This is a genomic window from Streptomyces sp. NPDC091289, from assembly GCF_044757365.1.
Classification (GTDB): Bacteria; Actinomycetota; Actinomycetes; order Streptomycetales; family Streptomycetaceae; genus Streptomyces.
The window spans coordinates 58723-75614 of sequence record NZ_JBIVUT010000017.1 but is presented as its reverse complement, the minus strand read 5'-3'; the positions used below and the strand labels follow the sequence as shown (position 1 = coordinate 75614).

The following is a 16892-nucleotide window of genomic DNA, read 5'->3' as shown; positions in this document are numbered from 1 at the left end:
AGTTCACCCTCGCACGACGGCGGCCCGCCGCACGGATCCTCTCCGTGCGGCGGGCCGCTCGTGTGTTTCCCGTGCCGTTACGCGATACGTTCCCGCACCACCGGCAGCGGTGCGAACGACGTGCCGGCCGGGGCGATGTCGTACGCCTCGGGCAGCGCCTTGAGGGCGTAGTCGAACTTCTCCGGGGTGTCCGTGTGCAGCGTCATCAGGGGCTGGCCCTCGGTGACGGTGTCGCCGGGCTTGGCGTGCAGTTCGACGCCCGCGCCCGCCTGCACCGGGTCCTCCTTGCGGGCGCGGCCCGCGCCGAGGCGCCAGGCGGCGACGCCGACGTCGTACGCGTCCAGGCGGGTGAGGACGCCGGAGGAGCGCGCGGTCACCACGTGCTGCTCGCGGGCGGTCGGGAGGGTGGCGTCCGGGTCGCCGCCCTGGGCGGAGATCATCCGGCGCCAGACGTCCATCGCGGAGCCGTCGGCGAGCGCCTTCTCCGGGTCGGCGTCCTTGAGGCCCGCCGCGTCCAGCATCTCGCGGGCGAGGGCGAGGGTCAGGTCGATGACGTCCTGCGGGCCGCCGCCGGCCAGCACCTCGACCGATTCGCGGACCTCCAGCGCGTTGCCCGCGGTGAGGCCGAGCGGGGTCGACATGTCGGTGAGCAGCGCGACCGTGCGCACGCCGCTGTCGGTGCCGAGCGCGACCATCGTGGAGGCCAGTTCGCGGGCGTCCTCGATGGTCTTCATGAAGGCGCCGGAGCCGACCTTGACGTCCAGGACGAGCGCCCCGGTGCCCTCGGCGATCTTCTTGGACATGATCGAGCTGGCGATCAGCGGGATCGCCTCGACGGTGCCGGTGACATCGCGCAGCGCGTACAGCTTCTTGTCGGCGGGGGCGAGTCCGTCACCGGCGGCGCAGATGACCGCGCCGGTGGTGTCGAGGACGTTGAGCATCTCCGCGTTGGAGAGGTGGGCCCGCCAGCCGGGGATGGACTCCAGCTTGTCCAGGGTGCCGCCGGTGTGGCCGAGGCCCCGGCCGCTGAGCTGCGGCACGGCCGCGCCGCAGGCGGCGACCAGCGGGGCGAGCGGCAGGGTGATCTTGTCGCCGACGCCGCCGGTGGAGTGCTTGTCGGTGGTGGGGCGGGACAGCGCGTCGAAGTTCATCCGCTCGCCGGAGGCGATCATCGCGGCGGTCCAGCGGGCGATCTCGGTGCGGTTCATCCCGTTGAGCAGGATCGCCATGGCGAGGGCGGACATCTGCTCGTCGGCGACCTCGCCGCGGGTGTACGCGTCGATGACCCAGTCGATCTGCTCGGGGGTCAGTTCGCCTCGGTCCCGCTTGGTGCGGATGACGGAGATGGCGTCCATGGGAATCCTTCCGGCCGGGTACGTACGCAAGAGTCCGAAGTGACTCTACGCGCATAGAGAGGAAAGAGCCGTGGCCCTTCCGCGAAAGGGGAAGGGCCACGGCCGGGAGGTACGGGGGTCAGCCGAGGTGCTGCGGGCCGAACGACTGGGGCAGCATCTCGTCGAGCGTGCGCCGCCCGTCGGGCGTCTCCAGGAGGAGTTCCGGGCCGCCGAACTCGTACAGGAGCTGCCGGCACCTGCCGCACGGCACCAGGATCGCCCCGGTGCCGTCCACGCAGGTGAAGTGGGTCAGCCGACCGCCGCCGGTGGCCTGGAGCGTGGAGACCAGACCGCATTCGGCGCAGAGGGAGAGGCCGTAACTGGCGTTCTCCACATTGCAGCCGGTGATCGTGCGGCCGTCGTCCACGCGGGCGGCGACACCGACCGGGAAGCCCGAGTAGGGGGCGTACGCCCGGGACATGGCGTCCCGGGCCGCGACCCGCAGGGCCTCCCAGTCGGCCTCGCCGAACGGCACGGCGGCGGGCGGCGGGGTCACTTGCCCTCGCCCTTGCGGTACGGCACACCGTTGGCCTTGGGCATCCGCAGCCGTTGCGCGGAGAGCGAGAGGACCAGCAGCGTGGTGACGTACGGAGCGGCGTCGACGAACTGGCTCGGCACCTGGTCGGTCAGGAAGTACCAGGTGAACAGCAGCGCCGAGACGGCCGCCGCGATCACCGCGGAGATGTACTTCTTCTTGTACAGCTGCCAGAACACCGCGATGACCAGCAGGATCGCCAGCAGGAGCAGCATCGCGTGGACGTTCTCCGCGCCGCCGCGCAGCTTGAGGCTGTCGGTGAAGCCGAAGAGCCCGGCGCCCAGGGCCATGCCGCCCGGCATCCAGTTGCCGAAGATCATGGCGGCGAGGCCGATGTAGCCGCGGCCGCCGGTCTGGCCCTCCTGGTAGATGCCGGTGGCGACGATCGCGAGGAACGCGCCGCCGAGGCCCGCCAGACCGCCGGAGATGGTGACGGCGATGTACTTGTACTTGTACACGTTGACGCCGAGGGTCTCGGCGGCCACCGGGCTCTCGCCGCAGGAGCGCAGCCGCAGCCCGAACGGGGTGCGCCACAGGATCCACCAGGTGGCGGGGATCAGCAGCAGGGCGACGACGGTGAGCAGGGACAGGCCGGTGACCAGGCCGCCGACGATGCCCGCGATGTCGGAGATCAGGAACCAGTGGTGTTGCTGGAGGTCCTGGAGCCAGTCCGAGAGCCCCGGGATGGTGATCTTGTCGATCGGATCGATCCGCGGGGACTGCTTGGAGGAGCCTCCCTGGATGCCGTCGAAGGCGAAGTTGGAGAGGTAGCGGGTGACGCCGACGGCGAGGATGTTGATGGCCACACCGGAGACGATGTGGTTCACGCCGAAGGTGACGGTGATGATCGCGTGCAGCAGACCGCCGATGCAGCCGCCGAGGATGCCGAAGAGGACACCCATCCACGGGCCCCACTGGAACCCGGCCCAGGCGCCGAACCAGGTGCCGAGGATCATCATGCCTTCGAGGCCGATGTTGATGACGCCCGCGCGCTCGGCCCACAGGCCGCCGAGTCCGGCGAGGCCGATCGGCACGGCGAGTTCCAGGGCGCCGGCGACCTGGCCGACCGAGGTGATGTCCTCGGCGCCGCTGATCAGGCGGACCAGCGAGACCAGGGCGAGCGCGGCCGCGATGATCAGCAGGACGACGGGCAGGGTGAGCTTGCGGCGGCCGTTGCCCTTCTTGGGGGCGGGGCGTGCGGCGATGGTTTTGCTGGTGCTCACAGGGCCGCCTCCTTCTCGGTCGTGAGGGCGTGTCCGGCGGCGAGCTCCTCGCCGACCTTCTGCTGCTGGCGGCGGATGCCGTAACGGCGGACCAGCTCGTAGGAGACGACGACCGAGATCACGATCAGGCCCTGCATGATCGTGGCGATCTCCTTCTCGTACCCGTACTGGTCGAGGGAGGCGGAGGACTTGTCCAGGAACGCGATCAGCAGGGCGCTGAGGGCGATGCCGAGCGGGTTGTTCCGGCCCAGCAGCGCGATGGTGATGCCGGTGAAGCCGATGCCCGTGGGGAAGTCGAGGCTGTACGTGTGGGTGTCGCCGAGCAGCGTCGGCATGCCGGCCAGGCCCGCGACCGCGCCGGAGATCAGCATCGAGGTGAGGATCATCTTCTTGGCGTCCACACCGGAGGCCTGGGCGGCGCTCTCGCTGGCGCCGGTGGCGCGCAGGTCGAAGCCGAACCGGGTGCGGTTCAGCACGAACCAGTACAGGAGACCGCAGCCGGCGGCGACGAAGGTGAAGCCGTAGATCTCTCCGGCCTGGTCGCCCATCGGCAGCCCCGGGAACCAGCCGGACTCCGGGATCTCACCGGTGGTCAGGTTGTTGGAGCCGACCGGCTGCTCGCCGAAGTTCTTCGGCAGGATCAGCCAGGCGACCAGCGCGGTGGCGATCGAGTTGAGCATGATCGTCGAGACGACCTCGCTCACCCCGCGGGTGGTCTTGAGGAAGCCCGCGATGCCGGACCAGAACGCGCCCACGAGCATCGCGACGATCACGATCAGCGCGATGTGCAGCGGCCCTGGCAGGTTGACGCTCGCGCCGACCAGCGCGGCCATCATGGCGGCGAGGCGGTACTGCCCGTCGACGCCGATGTTGAAGAGGTTCATCCGGAAGCCGACGGCCACCGCGAGTGCGGCGAGGTAGTACGTGCCGGCCTGGTTGATGATCAGGACCTGTACGTCGGCGTAGCTGGCCGACTCGAACATGATCCGGTACGGCTCGAAGGGGTTCTGTCCGGAGGCGAGCAGCACCACGGTCGTCAGCGCGATGGCGACGACCAGGGCGAGCGCCGGGCCGGCGAAGCCCAGGATCAGCCGGTCCTTGTCGAATTTCTTCATCGGGCCTCGTCCTCCGGGCTTTCGAGGTGACCGGTGGCGGCGCCGGTCATGGCCGAGCCCAGTTCCTCCGGGGTGATGGTGGCCGGGTCGGCGTCGGCGACCAGTCGGCCGCGGTACATGACGCGCAGGGTGTCGGAGAGCCCGATCAGCTCGTCCAGGTCGGCCGAGATCAGCAGGACGGCGAGCCCTTCGCGGCGGGCCTCGCGGATCTGGTCCCAGATCTGGGCCTGCGCGCCGACGTCCACACCACGGGTGGGGTGGGCGGCGATCAGGAACTTGGGCGCGTGGCTCATCTCGCGGCCGACGATCAGCTTCTGCTGGTTGCCGCCGGAGAGGGAGGCGGCGGTGACCTCGATGCCGGGGGTGCGCACGTCGTACTCGCGGACGATCCGCTCGGTGTCGGTGCGGGCCGCGCCGTTGTCCAGCAGCCAGCCGCGGCTGTTGGGCTTCTCGGTGACGTGGCCGAGGATGCGGTTCTCCCACAGCGGGGCGTTCAGCAGGACGCCGTGGCGGTGGCGGTCCTCGGGGATGTAGCCGATGCCGGCCTCGCGCCGCTTGCGGGTCGGTGCGTGCGAGATGTCGTCCGTGCCGAGCGTGATCACTCCGGCGTCCGGGTCGCGCATGCCCATGAGGGCCTCGATGAGCTCGGTCTGGCCGTTGCCCTCGACTCCGGCGATCCCCAGGACCTCGCCCTGGTGGATGGTGAAGTCGATGCCGGCGAGCACGTCGCGGACGGTGCCGTCGGGGTCGGTGACGGTGAGCTTCAGGTCCTGGACCCGCAGCATCGGCACGTCGGTGACGGTGGACTCGCGGGTCTCCGGCGAGGGCAGCTCGCTGCCGACCATCAGTTCGGCGAGCTGCTTGGTCGTGGTGGAGGCCGGGTCGGCGGTGCCGACCGTCGTACCGCGGCGGATCACCGTGATGTCGTCGGCGACCGAGAGCACCTCGCCCAGCTTGTGCGAGATGAAGATGACGGTCAGTCCCTCGGCCTTGAGCTCGCGCAGGTTGGCGAAGAGCGCGTCGACCTCCTGCGGCACGAGGACCGCGGTCGGCTCGTCCAGGATCAGGATGCGGGCGCCCCGGTAGAGGACCTTGAGGATCTCCACGCGCTGCCGGTCGGCGACCCCGAGGTCCTCCACGAGCGCGTCGGGCCGGATGCCCAGGCCGTACGCGTCGGAGATCTCCTTGATCTTCTTCCGGGCGCCGGAGCCGATGCCGTACAGCTTCTCGCCGCCGAGGACGACGTTCTCCAGGACGGTGAAGTTGTCGGCGAGCATGAAGTGCTGGTGCACCATGCCGATGCCGCGCTCGATGGCGTCGCCCGGGTTGGCGAACGAGACCTGCTCGCCGTCGATCGCGATGGTGCCCTCGTCCGGCTTCTGCATGCCGTAGAGGATCTTCATCAGGGTCGACTTGCCGGCACCGTTCTCACCGACGAGCGCGTGGACCGTGCCCTTGCCGATGGTGATGTCGATGTCGTGGTTGGCGACGACGCCGGGGAAGCGCTTGGTGATGCCGTGCAGTTCTACGGCAGGGGGACTGCTGGACGCGTTGATGACGCACTCTCCTTGGCCGGACAGGAGCGGGGGCGGAGGGGCTGGGGGGCTCTGGGTGGCGGGGGTGAAGTTATCGCGCCGGAGGGCTGTCTACACGCGTAGCGCTGCCGAATCGTGAAACACAGGTGCACGTCACGGTCCGGACGCGCGGTCCGGACCGGGTGGGAGAGCACTGCGAGAGGCGGATCTTCTTCGAAGGGTGCTGCGGGAGGCCCGGCCGTCGGGCGGGGATGGACCCGCGGCCCCGTCCGTCCGCCGGCCGGAGTGCGGCGCGGGGGACGGACAGGGCCTGGGGAAACCAGCCGTTCGGCAGGAAGTACAGGAAGAGACAGACTGCTTACGGAGCGGTCTTGACGGTGATCTTGCCGTCGATGATCTCCTGCTTGGCCTTGTCCACGGCCTCGATGACCTCGGTCATCTTGGTGAAGGCCGGGTTGGACATCGACAGGCCGACGCCGTCCTCGTCCAGGCCGTAGCGGATCTCACCGGTCTCCGGCTTGTCGTCCTGGACCGACTTGATCAGGTTGAACACCGAGTCCTCGACGTCCTTGGTGACCGAGGTCAGGATGGACTCCTTGTAGGCCGCGAGGCCCTTCTGCTTGTACTGGTCGGAGTCGACGCCGATGTTCCACTTGCCGGCCTTCGAGACGGCCTCGATGGCACCGGAACCGGCCAGACCGGCGGCCGAGTAGATCACGTCGGCCTTCTTGTCGAGCTGGCCCTGGGCGGCGGCCTTGCCGAGGTCGGGCTTGGAGAAGCCACCGAAGTCCGGCGGCTGCGTCAGGTACTGCGGAAGGACGTTGACCGAGGCGTCGGTGTCCTTGACGCCCTGGATGAAGCCGGCCTCGAACTTCTTGATCAGCGGGGTCTCGACACCGCCGATGAAGCCGACCGTCTTGGTCTTGGTGACCTTGGCGGCGGCGACGCCCGCGAGGTAGGAGCCCTGCTCCTCGTTGAAGACGATGTTGGCGATGTTGTCGCCGGTCACCGAGGCGTCGTCGATGATGCCGAAGGTGGTCTTCGGGAACTTCGGCGCGACCTTCTTGATGGCGGGCGCGTAGGCGAAGCCGACGCCGATCACCGGGTTGTTGCCGGAGCGGGCGAGCTCGGTGAGGCGCTGGACCTTGTCCGCGTCGCCCTCACCGTCGGAGGGCTCGGCCTCGCTGCCGGAGACGTCGAGTTCCTTCTCCGCCTTGGCGAGACCGGCGTAGGCGGCGTCGTTGAACGACTGGTCGCCGCGGCCGCCGATGTCGTAGGCGATGGCGGCCTTGTCGCCGCCCGATCCGGACCCGGAGTCCGACGAGCTGTCGCCACACGAGGTGACGCTGAGGGCAAGCGCCGCGGACGCAATGCCCACGGTGGTGATCCTGGTGATCCGGCGCAAGGGAAGGCTCCTTCAAACCTGACCGAAGCGCCTCTTCCGGCGCTGGTTTCGCGGCGATCGTAACGCGCGTAGATGTCAGATAAGAGCACGTACGGAAGCCGTTATCGGATCGTCGTGAACAGAAGGCGGCCCGCAGGTCCACGAACGGCCTACGAAGAGTGTGTCAACGCTCCGCTAACGGTTCCCGTCGAGCAGCGCCGAGGCGGTGAACAGCTCGACTCCCACGGTGATGGCCTCTTCGTCCACGTCGAAGTTGCCGCGGTGCAGGTCGAGCCCGCGCGTGTCGCCCGGGGTCCGGACGCCGAGCCGGGCCATCGCGCCGGGCACCTGCTCCAGGTACCAGGAGAAGTCCTCGCCGCCCAGGCTCTGCTCGGTGTCCTCGATCGCATACGATCCGCGGCGCTCGGTCATCGCGGCGTCCAGCAGGCCGATGGACTCGGCGTCGTTCACCACGGGCGGCACACCGCGTACGTAGTTGATGACGGTCTTGGCCCGGTGCATTCCGGCCACCTCGTCCACGGCGGCGTGCACCAGGTCGGGGGCCTCGCGCCAGGCGTCCAGATTCAGGCAGCGGACGGTGCCGGACAGCTCGGCGTGTTGCGGGATGACGTTGGGGGCGTGCCCGGTCTCCAGCCGGCCCCAGGTCAGCGCGAGCCCGGAGCGGGCGTCGACCCGGCGGGCCAGCAGCGCGGGCACGTCGACGGCGATCCGGGCGGCGGCGGTGACCAGGTCGGTGGTCAGATGCGGCCGGGCGGTGTGCCCGCCGGGTCCGTCGAGCGTGATCTCCAGCCGGTCGCAGGCCGAGGTGATGGCCCCGATCCGCAGCCCGATCCGCCCGACATCCACCTTCGGGTCGCAGTGCACGCCGATGATCCGCCCGACGCCCTCCAGCACCCCGGACTCGATCGCGTCGACCGCGCCGCCGGGGAGGACCTCCTCGGCGGGCTGGAAGATCAGCCGCACGGCGTGGGGCAGCAGCCCCTGCCGGTCGAGCCCGGCGAGCACGAGGCCCGCCCCGAGCACGGTGGTGGTGTGCACGTCGTGCCCGCAGGCGTGCGCCCGGTCGGGCACGGTGGACCGGTAGGGCACGCCCGCCTTGGTGTCCGGGATCGGCAGCGCGTCGATGTCCGCCCGCAACGCCAGCATGGGCGTCACGCCGTCCCACTCCCCCACGTCACACATGAGCCCGGTCCCGACGGCGAGCACCTGCGGCTTCAGCCCGGCCTTCTCCAGCCGGTCCTTGATGGCGGCGGTGGTGCGGAACTCCTGGTTGCCGAGCTCGGGGTGCATGTGCAGGTCGCGGCGGAAGGCGATCAGCTCGGCACGCAGTTCGTCGGAGAGCCTGCCGGGCAGCGCACCTCCCCCGGGCTGGCCGGCCGGGTTGTGGGGGCGGGAGGCGCGGGACTTCAACTGGTTCACCTTATGAAGCGTAGGCCCCTTGCCCCCTCAACTGGCCACAGATCAACAAAACTTCAGCCGCTCAGGCGAACAAATTTCCTGTGAGGACGTGTGACGCTGGGTGGTTGCGGGTATACCCGTTCGTCTTCCGCACCGGGGTCCGCGCCCTGGTGGGAAAGACCCGGGACGCCACGACGGGAGCCCTCATAGGATCGCGAAGAAGTACTGGATCTTCTGTGAGGAGTCCCGTGAACAGTTCGCCGAATTCTGCCCCTGAGAGACGAAGAACGTTCCGCCGCGGTCCGGTCCTGGTGGCCGCGGCCGCCTCGCTCGCCGCCGTCGCGGCCCTGGCCTCACCCGCCGCGGCCACGGCGAAGGGTGGCGGGGACACCGCGTCGGCCGTGCGCGCCGCTCCCGCGAACACGCCTCCGGAGATACCGGACCGTCTGGCCACGTCCCCCGCGACCGACTGCGCCGGCGGCACCATCGGCAATACCCCGGTCACGCTCATGGCCGGGGTGGAGGACGCCGACTCGGTCAGCCTCACCGCGCGGTTCCAGGTGTTCGACGGTGACGGCACGGACCCGGTCACCGACGTCTCGGTGAGCGCGATGACGGGCGGCACCGCCACCGCCCACGGGATCGACCTGCCGTCGGGCGACTACCGCTGGCGGGTCCGGGCCACGGACTCCGCAGGAGCCGCCTCCGCCTGGACCGCCTTCTGCGTCTTCTCCGTGGACCGCGTACGGCCGGACCTGCCGCCGACGGTCTCGTCCGTGGAGTTCCCCGACGGGGACGCCGGATGGCCGGCGGACACCGGGGACGCCGGTACCCCCGGCATCTTCACCCTGGGCGCGAACGGCGTCGAGGACGTCGTCTCCTACCTCTGGTACTCCTCCTTCGACCCGACCCGACACGAAGGGTCCGTCCCGCCGGGAGGAGCGGCGGAGGTGACCATCACACCGCCGTTCAGGGGGCCGCACGTGCTGTACGTCCAGAGCCTGGACGCGGCGGGCAACCCCTCGGACACCAGGGAGTACCTCTTCTACGCGAACTGATCCGCCGGACACGCCCCGGCCCTCAGGTCGCCACCGACGACAGTCGCTGCACCCCCCGCGCCGTCTCCGTGACCCCGCTCAGGAAGCCCTGCGCACGGGGTGAGGCCGTGGCGCGGAGCCATTCCGGGGCGATGTCGCAGACCGCGACGTTCACGCCCGTGCCGGCCAGGGCCAGCGGGAGGGTGTGGACGACCGTGGACGGGAAGCTGACGATCGTGCGGCCGATGGGGCCGCGGCGGGCGATCAGTTCCAGGGGGAGGTCCGGGCGGACGATCTCCAGGCCGGTGGCGGCTTCCAGGGCGTGGAGTTTTTCGGCGGACTCGCGGCGGTGGGCGAAGTAGCGGGTGGCTCCGTGGGTGCGGGCCAGGGCGGTGACCGCTTCCTGGTACGGGACGGGGTCGACGACGCCCGTCTCGACCAGGGAGGTGCCGACCAGGTCCGCGCCCTTGCCGATGCTCGGCGGGCCGAAGCGGGCGCGGGTCCAGGCGAAGGTGTTCGGGGTGACCGTGATGCCGGGCGGAGCCTCGACCGGCATCGCGGTGAACACCTGGACCGTGTGGTGCGCCGTCGGGGTGAAGCGGCGGCGGGCCGTGGCGGTGACCGGGGCCAGGACCAGTTCGCGCGGTCCGGTGCGGCCCCGGCGGTGCCAGCGGGTCAGCCGCTCGCCCCGGGCCAGTTGGGCGACGAACTCCATGGTGGCCGTCCCGTCGTCGACCACGGTGAGGTGGTCGGCGCGGACCAGGGTCAGCAGGAGCTGGACGTAACGGGAGAACGGGTCGCCGATCACTATGTGGTCCGCGCGCCGGACCAGTCCGGCCAGGGCGCGCAGGGCCTTCAGGGGCGCGCCGGACTCCCCGCGCGCCTCCTGCCAGCGGACGGCGATGCCCTCGTCGCGGGCCAGCTCCGCCATCCGGCGCAGCTGACCGCGCGACATCGGGTCGACCGGGGGGAGGACGACGACCGTGGTGGCGGCCGGATCGTCTCCCCCCTGGGTGTGAACCCACTCCAGGACGTTCAGGAGCTGGACCGGGCTCTCGACGAAGGCGAGGTTCACCGGTCGGCGCTCAGACCGCGACCGGCTCGGGGGCCGGCGCGTTCTCGGTCTCGGCGATGACGCCCGCGACGCGGCGGAGCTTCTTCATCGGGCCGAGCTCGGACTCGTACACCTTCTTGACGCCGTCGCCGAGCGACTGCTCGATGGTGCGGATGTCGCGGACCAGGCGGGTCAGGCCCTGCGGCTCGACGGAGGCGGCCTGGTCGGAGCCCCACATGGCGCGGTCCAGGGTGATGTGGCGCTCGACGAACGTGGCGCCGAGCGCGACGGCGGCGAGGGTGGTCTGCAGGCCGGTCTCGTGGCCGGAGTAGCCGATCGGGACGTTCGGGTACTCCTGCTGGAGGGTGTTGATGACCCGGAGGTTCAGCTCCTCGGCCTTCGCCGGGTACGTGGAGGTGGCGTGGCAGAGCAGGATGTTGTCGCTGCCCAGGACCTCGACCGCGTGGCGGATCTGCTTCGGGGTCGACATGCCGGTGGAGAGGATCACCGTGCGGCCGGTGGCGCGCAGGGCGCGCAGCAGCTCGTCGTCGGTGAGGGACGCGGAGGCCACCTTGTGGGCGGGGACGTCGAACTTCTCCAGGAAGGCGACGGCCTCGGTGTCCCACGGGGAGGCGAACCAGTCGATGCCGCGCTTGGCGCAGTGCTCGGAGATGGCCTGGTACTCGGCCTCGCCGAACTCGACGCGGTGGCGGTAGTCGATGTACGTCATCCGGCCCCAGGGGGTGTCGCGCTCGATGTCCCACTGGTCGCGCGGGGTGCAGATCTCCGGGGTGCGCTTCTGGAACTTGACGGCGTCGCAGCCGGCTTCGGCGGCCGCGTCGATCAGCGCGATGGCGTTGTCGAGGTCGCCGTTGTGGTTGATGCCGATCTCGCCCGTGATGTAGACGGGGTTGCCGGGGCCGGCGGTACGGGTGCCGAAGGTGCGCAGGCGGGAGGTGCTCATGGTGGTGCTTCCTTACTTGGTGGGGACAGCAGGGGTGGTGGTGAGGGTGGGGCCCAGCAGCCAGGCCGCGATCTCGCGGATGGCGCCGTGGCCCCCGGCGGTGGTCGTGACGGCGCGCGCCGCGGCGCGTACCGAGTCGTGGGCGCTCGCGACGGCGACGGGCCAGCCGGCGAGCGAGAAACAGGGAAGGTCGTTGACGTCGTTGCCGACGTAGAGGACCCGGTCGGGTGCGATGGAGTGCTCTTCGCACCACCGCTTCAGCGCCTCGTCCTTGCGGTCGATGCCGTGCAGGACGGGGATCCGGAGCTTCCGGGCCCGGGCGGCGACGACCGGGTTCTGCTCGGTGGAGAGGATCAGGAGGGGGACCCCCGCCTTGCGCAGCGCGGCGATCCCGAGTCCGTCGCCCCGGTGGACGGCGACCGTCTCGCGGCCCTCGGAGTCGATCATGACCCGGTCGTCGGTCTGGGTGCCGTCGAAGTCCAGGACGACCGCGTCCACGTCCGCGAGGGAGGGCAGCGGGGAGGGGTCCAGGAGCGGGGCCAGCGCGCGGGCCCGGGCCAGGTCGTGCGGGTCGTCGATCTCCAGCACCCGCGCCGGGTCGGTGGGGACCAGGGCGGTGTGGCCGAAGAAGCGGTGCCGGTGGGTGCGGAAGCCCGCCGCGTCCATCGCGTAGGCCGCGCCGGTCTCCAGGTGGTCCTGGGGGCGGTCCTGGCGGCGGGGGCGTACGGACTTGTCGTGGTTGACGCCGTACGTTCCTTCCTCGACCGCGTGCCCGTCGCGCCAGACGAAGCCGTGGAACGGGGCGACCGTCACGGCCGTGTCCGCGCCCTCGTGGGCGACCGCCCTGGCCACCCCGTCGATGTCCTCGCGGGAGACGAACGGGCTGGTGCACTGGACGAGGAGGACCACGTCGACGCTCCGGGCGCGCTCGGCCTCGTAGACGTCCATGGCGTGCAGCACGGCCGCTTCGCTGGTCGCCGTGTCGCCCGCGATGGCGGCGGGGCGCTCGACGCAGTGCAGCCGGTGGGCCGCCTGGAGGTCGGCGGCGGCGCTCCGGGCGGCCTCGGCGATCGCCCCGTCGTCGGTGGTGACGACGACGCCGGTGACCTCGGGGGCACCGAGTGCGGCGCGGACGGCCCGGGCGACCAGGGGGATGCCGCCGACCTCGGCGAGGTTCTTGGCGGGGACGCCCTTGGATCCGCCGCGGGCGGGGATCACGGCGAGGACGGTCGGGGTCATCGAAGCTCCTGAAGTAGTGGTCACAGCTCCCCCATCCGGCGGATCACCGGCGCGACGCGCTGGACGCCCTGGCGGTAGGCGCCGCGCGCGGCGTTGCGGACGGTCTCGCGCACCGCGCCCCGGACCCGGCCGGGCTCCTGCGGTGCGGCCGCGCCGGGCAGGGGCGTGCCGTCGGGGGCCAGGTGGTGGCGGGCGAGGATGCCGGGGAGGTAGCCGGGGGCGGTCGCCGGTGTGTAGTAGGGGGCGAGCGGCGGGAGTTGGCCGGTGTCGAGGAGTGCGGTGACCCTGGCGCGGGCGGTGTCGTAGGCCGTGCCGTACGAGCCGTCGGCGGCGACGCCCTGGCCGGCCACCCATTCCCCGTCGGGCCGGGGCCGGATCCCGCCGTCGAGCCGGTCCCAGGAGGTGAGGAGCCCGGAGCCGACGAAATGGTGGTTGCCGAGGGTCTCCCGTACGCCGAGGTCGGTGAGGATCGCGGTGGGGATGCGGCGGTGCAGGGACTCCAGGGCGGCGGTCGAGGAGACGGTGACCAGGAGGTCGGTGCGGTCCAGGACTTCGCCCATGTGCCCGTACACCAGGCGGAAGTTGGGCGGCAGGCCGCCGGGCAGCTTCTGCGCGAGCTTCTGGTAGGGCAGTTCCTCGATGTGCGTGGTGTGCTCGCCGGGCTTGGAGCGCAGCTTCAGCAGCACCTCGCGGCGCGGGTGCAGCCGGGCGTGCTCGACGAGCCGGCGGAGCAGATACGTACGGTCGGCGCGGGAGGCCGGTACGGAGGGCTGGGCGGCGAACACCACGGTGTCGCGGCCCTCTTCGGCGCGGTACGGGGCTCCGCCGAGGAAGGGCAGCGCGGCCTCCGTGACGGCCGAGGCGTCGGCGCCCACCCCCTCGTACACCGCGCGGAAACGCTCCGCGTCGTGGGCCGAGTTGGCGAGGACGACGTCCGCGCCGTGGCGGAGCAGCAGCCCGTCGGCGAGCTTCTCGTAGACGACGCCCACATATCCGGTGACGACGACGGGCCGGCGCGGCAGGTCCAGGGCGGCGAGGCCGTGCAGCATGGCCTGGACGCCGCCGCCGACGAGGGCGAGGACGACGAGGTCGTAACGCTCCTCGCGCACGGTGTGCAGGAACTCGACGGCGGTGACCTCGCGGACCCGCTCGGCGTCGATCCCGACCTCGCCGACCTCCGCGAGCTGGCGGGGTGTCGGGGTGGCCCGGCCGCGCAGCAGCAGCCCGCTGACCTCGACGGGCCGCGCGTCCGGACCGTCCGCCCCGGCGGTCAGGCGGCGCGCGGTGAGCGCGCCCCATTTCCACCGGGTGTCGGAGTCGGCGAGGACGGCGACCCGGAGCGCCGGTCGGGGCGCGGCGGGGGTTTCGGCCGGTTCGGCCTCATTGCTGGTACGTGGGGGCACGTCCTAGAAGTTAGGAAGGCATTTCGATGCGCGGCCCAACGTGATGGCAACAGATGGTTAACAGCGAGCCGACGATTGGGGGGAGGGCCCGAATGCGCCCTCAATTCCTGCTTCGGAAAGGGTGATTCACCTGGACGTCGGACGTTGTTCACCTGCCGGGCGCATTGCGGAAAAGGAATGGGCCGGGGCCGCACCTAACGTGATGCGCGTGGTTAAGCTCTCCGTCATCGTGCCGTTCTTCAACGTGCAGGCCTACGCGCCCGACACCCTCAGAAGTCTGCGGGCCAACGCCCGCGAGGACTTCGAGTTCCTTCTCGTCGACGACTGTTCGACCGACGGGACACGGGAGCTGCTGGACCGGGCCGCCGCCGAGATCCCCGGGGCCGTGCTGCTGCGGCACGAGGTGAACGGCGGTCTGGCGACCGCCCGCAACACCGGTCTGGACGCCGCCCGCGGCGAGTACATCGCCTTCCTGGACGGCGACGACTGGCTGGCCCCCGGCCACTACGAGCGGCTGGTGGCCCGCACCGAGGCGCTGGGCTGCGACTTCGTGCGCACCGACCACGTCCAGGTGAACGGCGCATCGCGGACCGTACGCCGGGTTCCGCACGGGCCGCACGGCGTGGTGAGCGACCCCCGGGCGGCGATCCTGCCCGCCCACCGCACCACATCGGTGGACTACGCGTTCGCCTGGGCGGGCCTCCACCACCGGCGGCTGCTGGACCGGGGGCTGCTGCACTTCACGGACGGGCTGCGCACGGCGGAGGACCGGCCGTGGATCTGGCGGCTGCACCGGGAGGCGGAATCCTTCGCCGTCCTCGGGCTCCTCGGCCATTTCTACCGGCGCGGTGTGGCCACTTCCCTGACCCGGATCGGGGACGCCCGCCAGCTCGATTTCCTGCGCGCTTTCGACCAGGTGGTCGCCGAGACCGCCGCCGACCGCGACGCGGAGATGTTTCTGCCGAAGGCCGTACGTACGTACTGCGCGGTGATCGCCCACCATCTGGGCGATCTCGAGAAATTCGAACCGGCCGTGGCCCGCGAACTGAAATCGCGCGGCGCGGCGGCCCTGGGACGCCTGCCGCAGCCGCTGCTCGACGAGGCGCTCGACTCCATGGACGTGACACGGGCGACCCGGGTGCGCAGGCTGCGCCGCCGCCCGGCCGCCGCGAAAGGGGCCTCGGCCGCATGACCATCCGGATCTTCCACGCCTCCTCGGCCGACGCGACGGTGCTGCTCGCCGCGGCGATCGACGCGGGCTGCTTCACCGAGCCCGACCGCCGGATCCTGCTGCTGTCCCGGACCGGGCCCGCCCCGGAGGCCGTCGCCGACGTCTCGGAGACCGCCGGTTTCGAGCGGCTGCGCGCCCGGTTCGACGAGGTCCTCTCGTGGAACGACGCGATCCGCCCCTTCCACCCGGCCGGCTGGCTGCCCCGGGCCGACGACGCCCCGCTGTGGGAGCGCCACTTCCGGCGCGCCTGGGGTCTCGGCGACGAGCCGCTGGAGCTCGTCGTGGAGTCCCCGCACACCGGGGCGGCCCGGGCCCTCACCCAGGTCTTCGCCGGGGTGCCGGTCGATGTGTACGCCGAGGGGCCCGGCGGCTACGGCCCGACCGGGGAGAAGATCCCCCCGCCGACCGGGACCCGGGTGCGGCGGCTGCTCCATCCGGACCTGGTCCCCGGGGTGCGCCCGTTGCTCCTGGGCGAGTACGGGGTGGAGCAGCGGACCGTGCCGGCCGAGGCGATCGCCAAGGTGGTCGGCGAACTGGCCGACAGCGATGCGGCGTTGCCCGGAATGGATCGGCCGGCTGTGGAGCTGCCCGGCGTCGAGGCTCCCGCGCTGCTGCTCGGGCAGGATCTCGCGGGGGCCGGGCTGATCCCGGCGGCCGACGAGGCGGGGCTGCGGCTGGAGATGGTGCGCGGGGCCGCGGCCCTCGGCCACACCCGGCAGGTCTTCGTACCGGATCCGTACGCGCCGTGGGAGAACCCGGCGCCGCTGCTCGCCGAGGCGGACCGGCTGGGCGTCGAGCTGACCGTCCTCGACACTCCGCAGCCCGTCGTGGCGGATGTGCTGCTGCACCGGCTGCGGCCCGCGCTGGTCGTCGGCTGCACCTCGACCGCGCTGTTCCGGGCGGCCCGGTTCCACGGCCTCCCGGTGGCGACCGTCGGCACGGGGCTGCTCCTGGAGCGGCTGACCCCGTACGAGAACGCCGAGCGGATACCGGCGACGCTCGCCGACGCGCTGCTGCCCACACTGGCCGCGCTGCCCGCACTGCCCGCGCTGGCCGACGCGGATGCGGTGGGCGGACAACACCCGGGCGGTGAGGCGGAGTTGGCCGGTCTCCTGGCGGCCGTCGGCTTCGCGATGCGGCCGAGGGTCCGCCCCGATCTGCGCCCGGCCGCCGAACGCTATCTCTCCGCCCACCTGGACGACCGCACCTGGCGCTACTTCAAGCGCCGCCGCCTGGCCTCGCTCGCGCTTCCCGGGGCGGTGCCCGCCCGGCTGGCCTTCCTCCGCCGCAGTCCGGCGCTGCGCCGGATGGCCCGGCGGGCCCGGGCGCTGAAGCCCTCCGCGCCCCGCTGACGCGGCC

Annotated in this window: 14 protein-coding genes; 3 read left to right on the top strand and 11 right to left on the bottom strand. The window is 71.5% G+C overall.

Features of this window, described 5'->3' with window-relative positions; translation table 11 throughout:
* Positions 1 to 77 precede the first annotated feature (77 nt).
* From ACIQPT_RS23135 to ACIQPT_RS23105, 7 genes are all read right to left on the bottom strand, one after another.
* Positions 78 to 1355: a thymidine phosphorylase gene (locus ACIQPT_RS23135; RefSeq protein WP_401157985.1), complete on the bottom strand. Its 1278-nt coding sequence runs from the start codon at positions 1353 to 1355 to the stop codon at positions 78 to 80.
* 118 nt (positions 1356 to 1473) lie between these two features.
* Positions 1474 to 1890 carry a cytidine deaminase gene (locus ACIQPT_RS23130; protein ID WP_401157984.1) on the bottom strand — a complete coding sequence of 139 codons (417 nt, stop codon included), beginning with the start codon at positions 1888 to 1890 and terminating at the stop codon, positions 1474 to 1476.
* Entirely contained in the window at positions 1887 to 3152 is a 1266-nt protein-coding gene (locus tag ACIQPT_RS23125; RefSeq protein WP_401157982.1) for an ABC transporter permease, read from the bottom strand. The genes ACIQPT_RS23130 and ACIQPT_RS23125 overlap by 4 nt, the downstream gene beginning before the upstream one ends.
* The gene (locus tag ACIQPT_RS23120) at positions 3149 to 4267 is read right to left on the bottom strand and encodes an ABC transporter permease (RefSeq protein WP_401157980.1); all 1119 of its coding nucleotides are present in this window, start codon (positions 4265 to 4267) and stop codon (positions 3149 to 3151) included. Before ACIQPT_RS23120 ends, ACIQPT_RS23125 begins: the two co-directional genes overlap by 4 nt.
* Positions 4264 to 5847: an ABC transporter ATP-binding protein gene (locus tag ACIQPT_RS23115; RefSeq protein ID WP_401158215.1), complete on the bottom strand. Its 1584-nt coding sequence runs from the start codon at positions 5845 to 5847 to the stop codon at positions 4264 to 4266. The genes ACIQPT_RS23120 and ACIQPT_RS23115 overlap by 4 nt, the downstream gene beginning before the upstream one ends.
* Before the next feature lie 313 nt (positions 5848 to 6160).
* A complete protein-coding gene (locus ACIQPT_RS23110) occupies positions 6161 to 7207 on the bottom strand; it encodes a BMP family protein (protein ID WP_401157978.1) in 1047 nt (348 codons plus the stop codon).
* 174 nt (positions 7208 to 7381) lie between these two features.
* Positions 7382 to 8617 carry an amidohydrolase gene (locus ACIQPT_RS23105; RefSeq protein WP_401158213.1) on the bottom strand — a complete coding sequence of 412 codons (1236 nt, stop codon included), beginning with the start codon at positions 8615 to 8617 and terminating at the stop codon, positions 7382 to 7384.
* Positions 8618 to 8916: 299 nt separating this feature from the next.
* Here ACIQPT_RS23105 and ACIQPT_RS23100 point away from each other — a divergent pair, with 299 nt between their 5' ends.
* Positions 8917 to 9663: a hypothetical protein gene (locus tag ACIQPT_RS23100; protein ID WP_401157976.1), complete on the top strand. Its 747-nt coding sequence runs from the start codon at positions 8917 to 8919 to the stop codon at positions 9661 to 9663.
* A gap of 22 nt (positions 9664 to 9685) precedes the next feature.
* Here ACIQPT_RS23100 and ACIQPT_RS23095 read toward each other — a convergent pair whose 3' ends face one another.
* The 4 genes from ACIQPT_RS23095 to ACIQPT_RS23080 are packed head-to-tail and all read right to left on the bottom strand — an operon-like array spanning position 9686 to position 14302.
* Positions 9686 to 10717: a hypothetical protein gene (locus ACIQPT_RS23095; protein ID WP_401157974.1), complete on the bottom strand. Its 1032-nt coding sequence runs from the start codon at positions 10715 to 10717 to the stop codon at positions 9686 to 9688.
* A gap of 10 nt (positions 10718 to 10727) precedes the next feature.
* On the bottom strand, positions 10728 to 11660 hold the full coding sequence (locus tag ACIQPT_RS23090) for an N-acetylneuraminate synthase family protein (RefSeq protein ID WP_401157972.1): 933 nt from the start codon (positions 11658 to 11660) through the stop codon (positions 10728 to 10730).
* Between the two features lie 12 nt (positions 11661 to 11672).
* Positions 11673 to 12899 carry a cytidylyltransferase domain-containing protein gene (locus ACIQPT_RS23085; protein WP_401157970.1) on the bottom strand — a complete coding sequence of 409 codons (1227 nt, stop codon included), beginning with the start codon at positions 12897 to 12899 and terminating at the stop codon, positions 11673 to 11675.
* 20 nt (positions 12900 to 12919) lie between these two features.
* On the bottom strand, positions 12920 to 14302 hold the full coding sequence (locus ACIQPT_RS23080; RefSeq protein ID WP_401157968.1) for a DUF6716 putative glycosyltransferase: 1383 nt from the start codon (positions 14300 to 14302) through the stop codon (positions 12920 to 12922).
* Between the two features lie 208 nt (positions 14303 to 14510).
* Here ACIQPT_RS23080 and ACIQPT_RS23075 point away from each other — a divergent pair, with 208 nt between their 5' ends.
* The gene (locus tag ACIQPT_RS23075; protein WP_401157966.1) at positions 14511 to 15494 is read left to right on the top strand and encodes a glycosyltransferase family 2 protein; all 984 of its coding nucleotides are present in this window, start codon (positions 14511 to 14513) and stop codon (positions 15492 to 15494) included.
* The gene (locus tag ACIQPT_RS23070; protein ID WP_401157964.1) at positions 15491 to 16885 is read left to right on the top strand and encodes a polysialyltransferase family glycosyltransferase; all 1395 of its coding nucleotides are present in this window, start codon (positions 15491 to 15493) and stop codon (positions 16883 to 16885) included. The genes ACIQPT_RS23075 and ACIQPT_RS23070 overlap by 4 nt, the downstream gene beginning before the upstream one ends.
* The last annotated feature ends 7 nt before the right edge of the window (positions 16886 to 16892 follow it).

What these genes read in the sequence shown, in the direction of transcription:
- ACIQPT_RS23135 (WP_401157985.1), bottom strand. Translation starts at nt 1,355, where the DNA reads ATGGACGCCATCTCCGTCATCCGCACCAAGCGGGACCGAGGCGAACTG.
- ACIQPT_RS23120 (WP_401157980.1), bottom strand. Translation starts at nt 4,267, where the DNA reads ATGAAGAAATTCGACAAGGACCGGCTGATCCTGGGCTTCGCCGGCCCG.
- ACIQPT_RS23090 (WP_401157972.1), bottom strand. Translation starts at nt 11,660, where the DNA reads ATGAGCACCTCCCGCCTGCGCACCTTCGGCACCCGTACCGCCGGCCCC.
- ACIQPT_RS23085 (WP_401157970.1), bottom strand. Translation starts at nt 12,899, where the DNA reads ATGACCCCGACCGTCCTCGCCGTGATCCCCGCCCGCGGCGGATCCAAG.
- ACIQPT_RS23070 (WP_401157964.1), top strand. Translation starts at nt 15,491, where the DNA reads ATGACCATCCGGATCTTCCACGCCTCCTCGGCCGACGCGACGGTGCTG.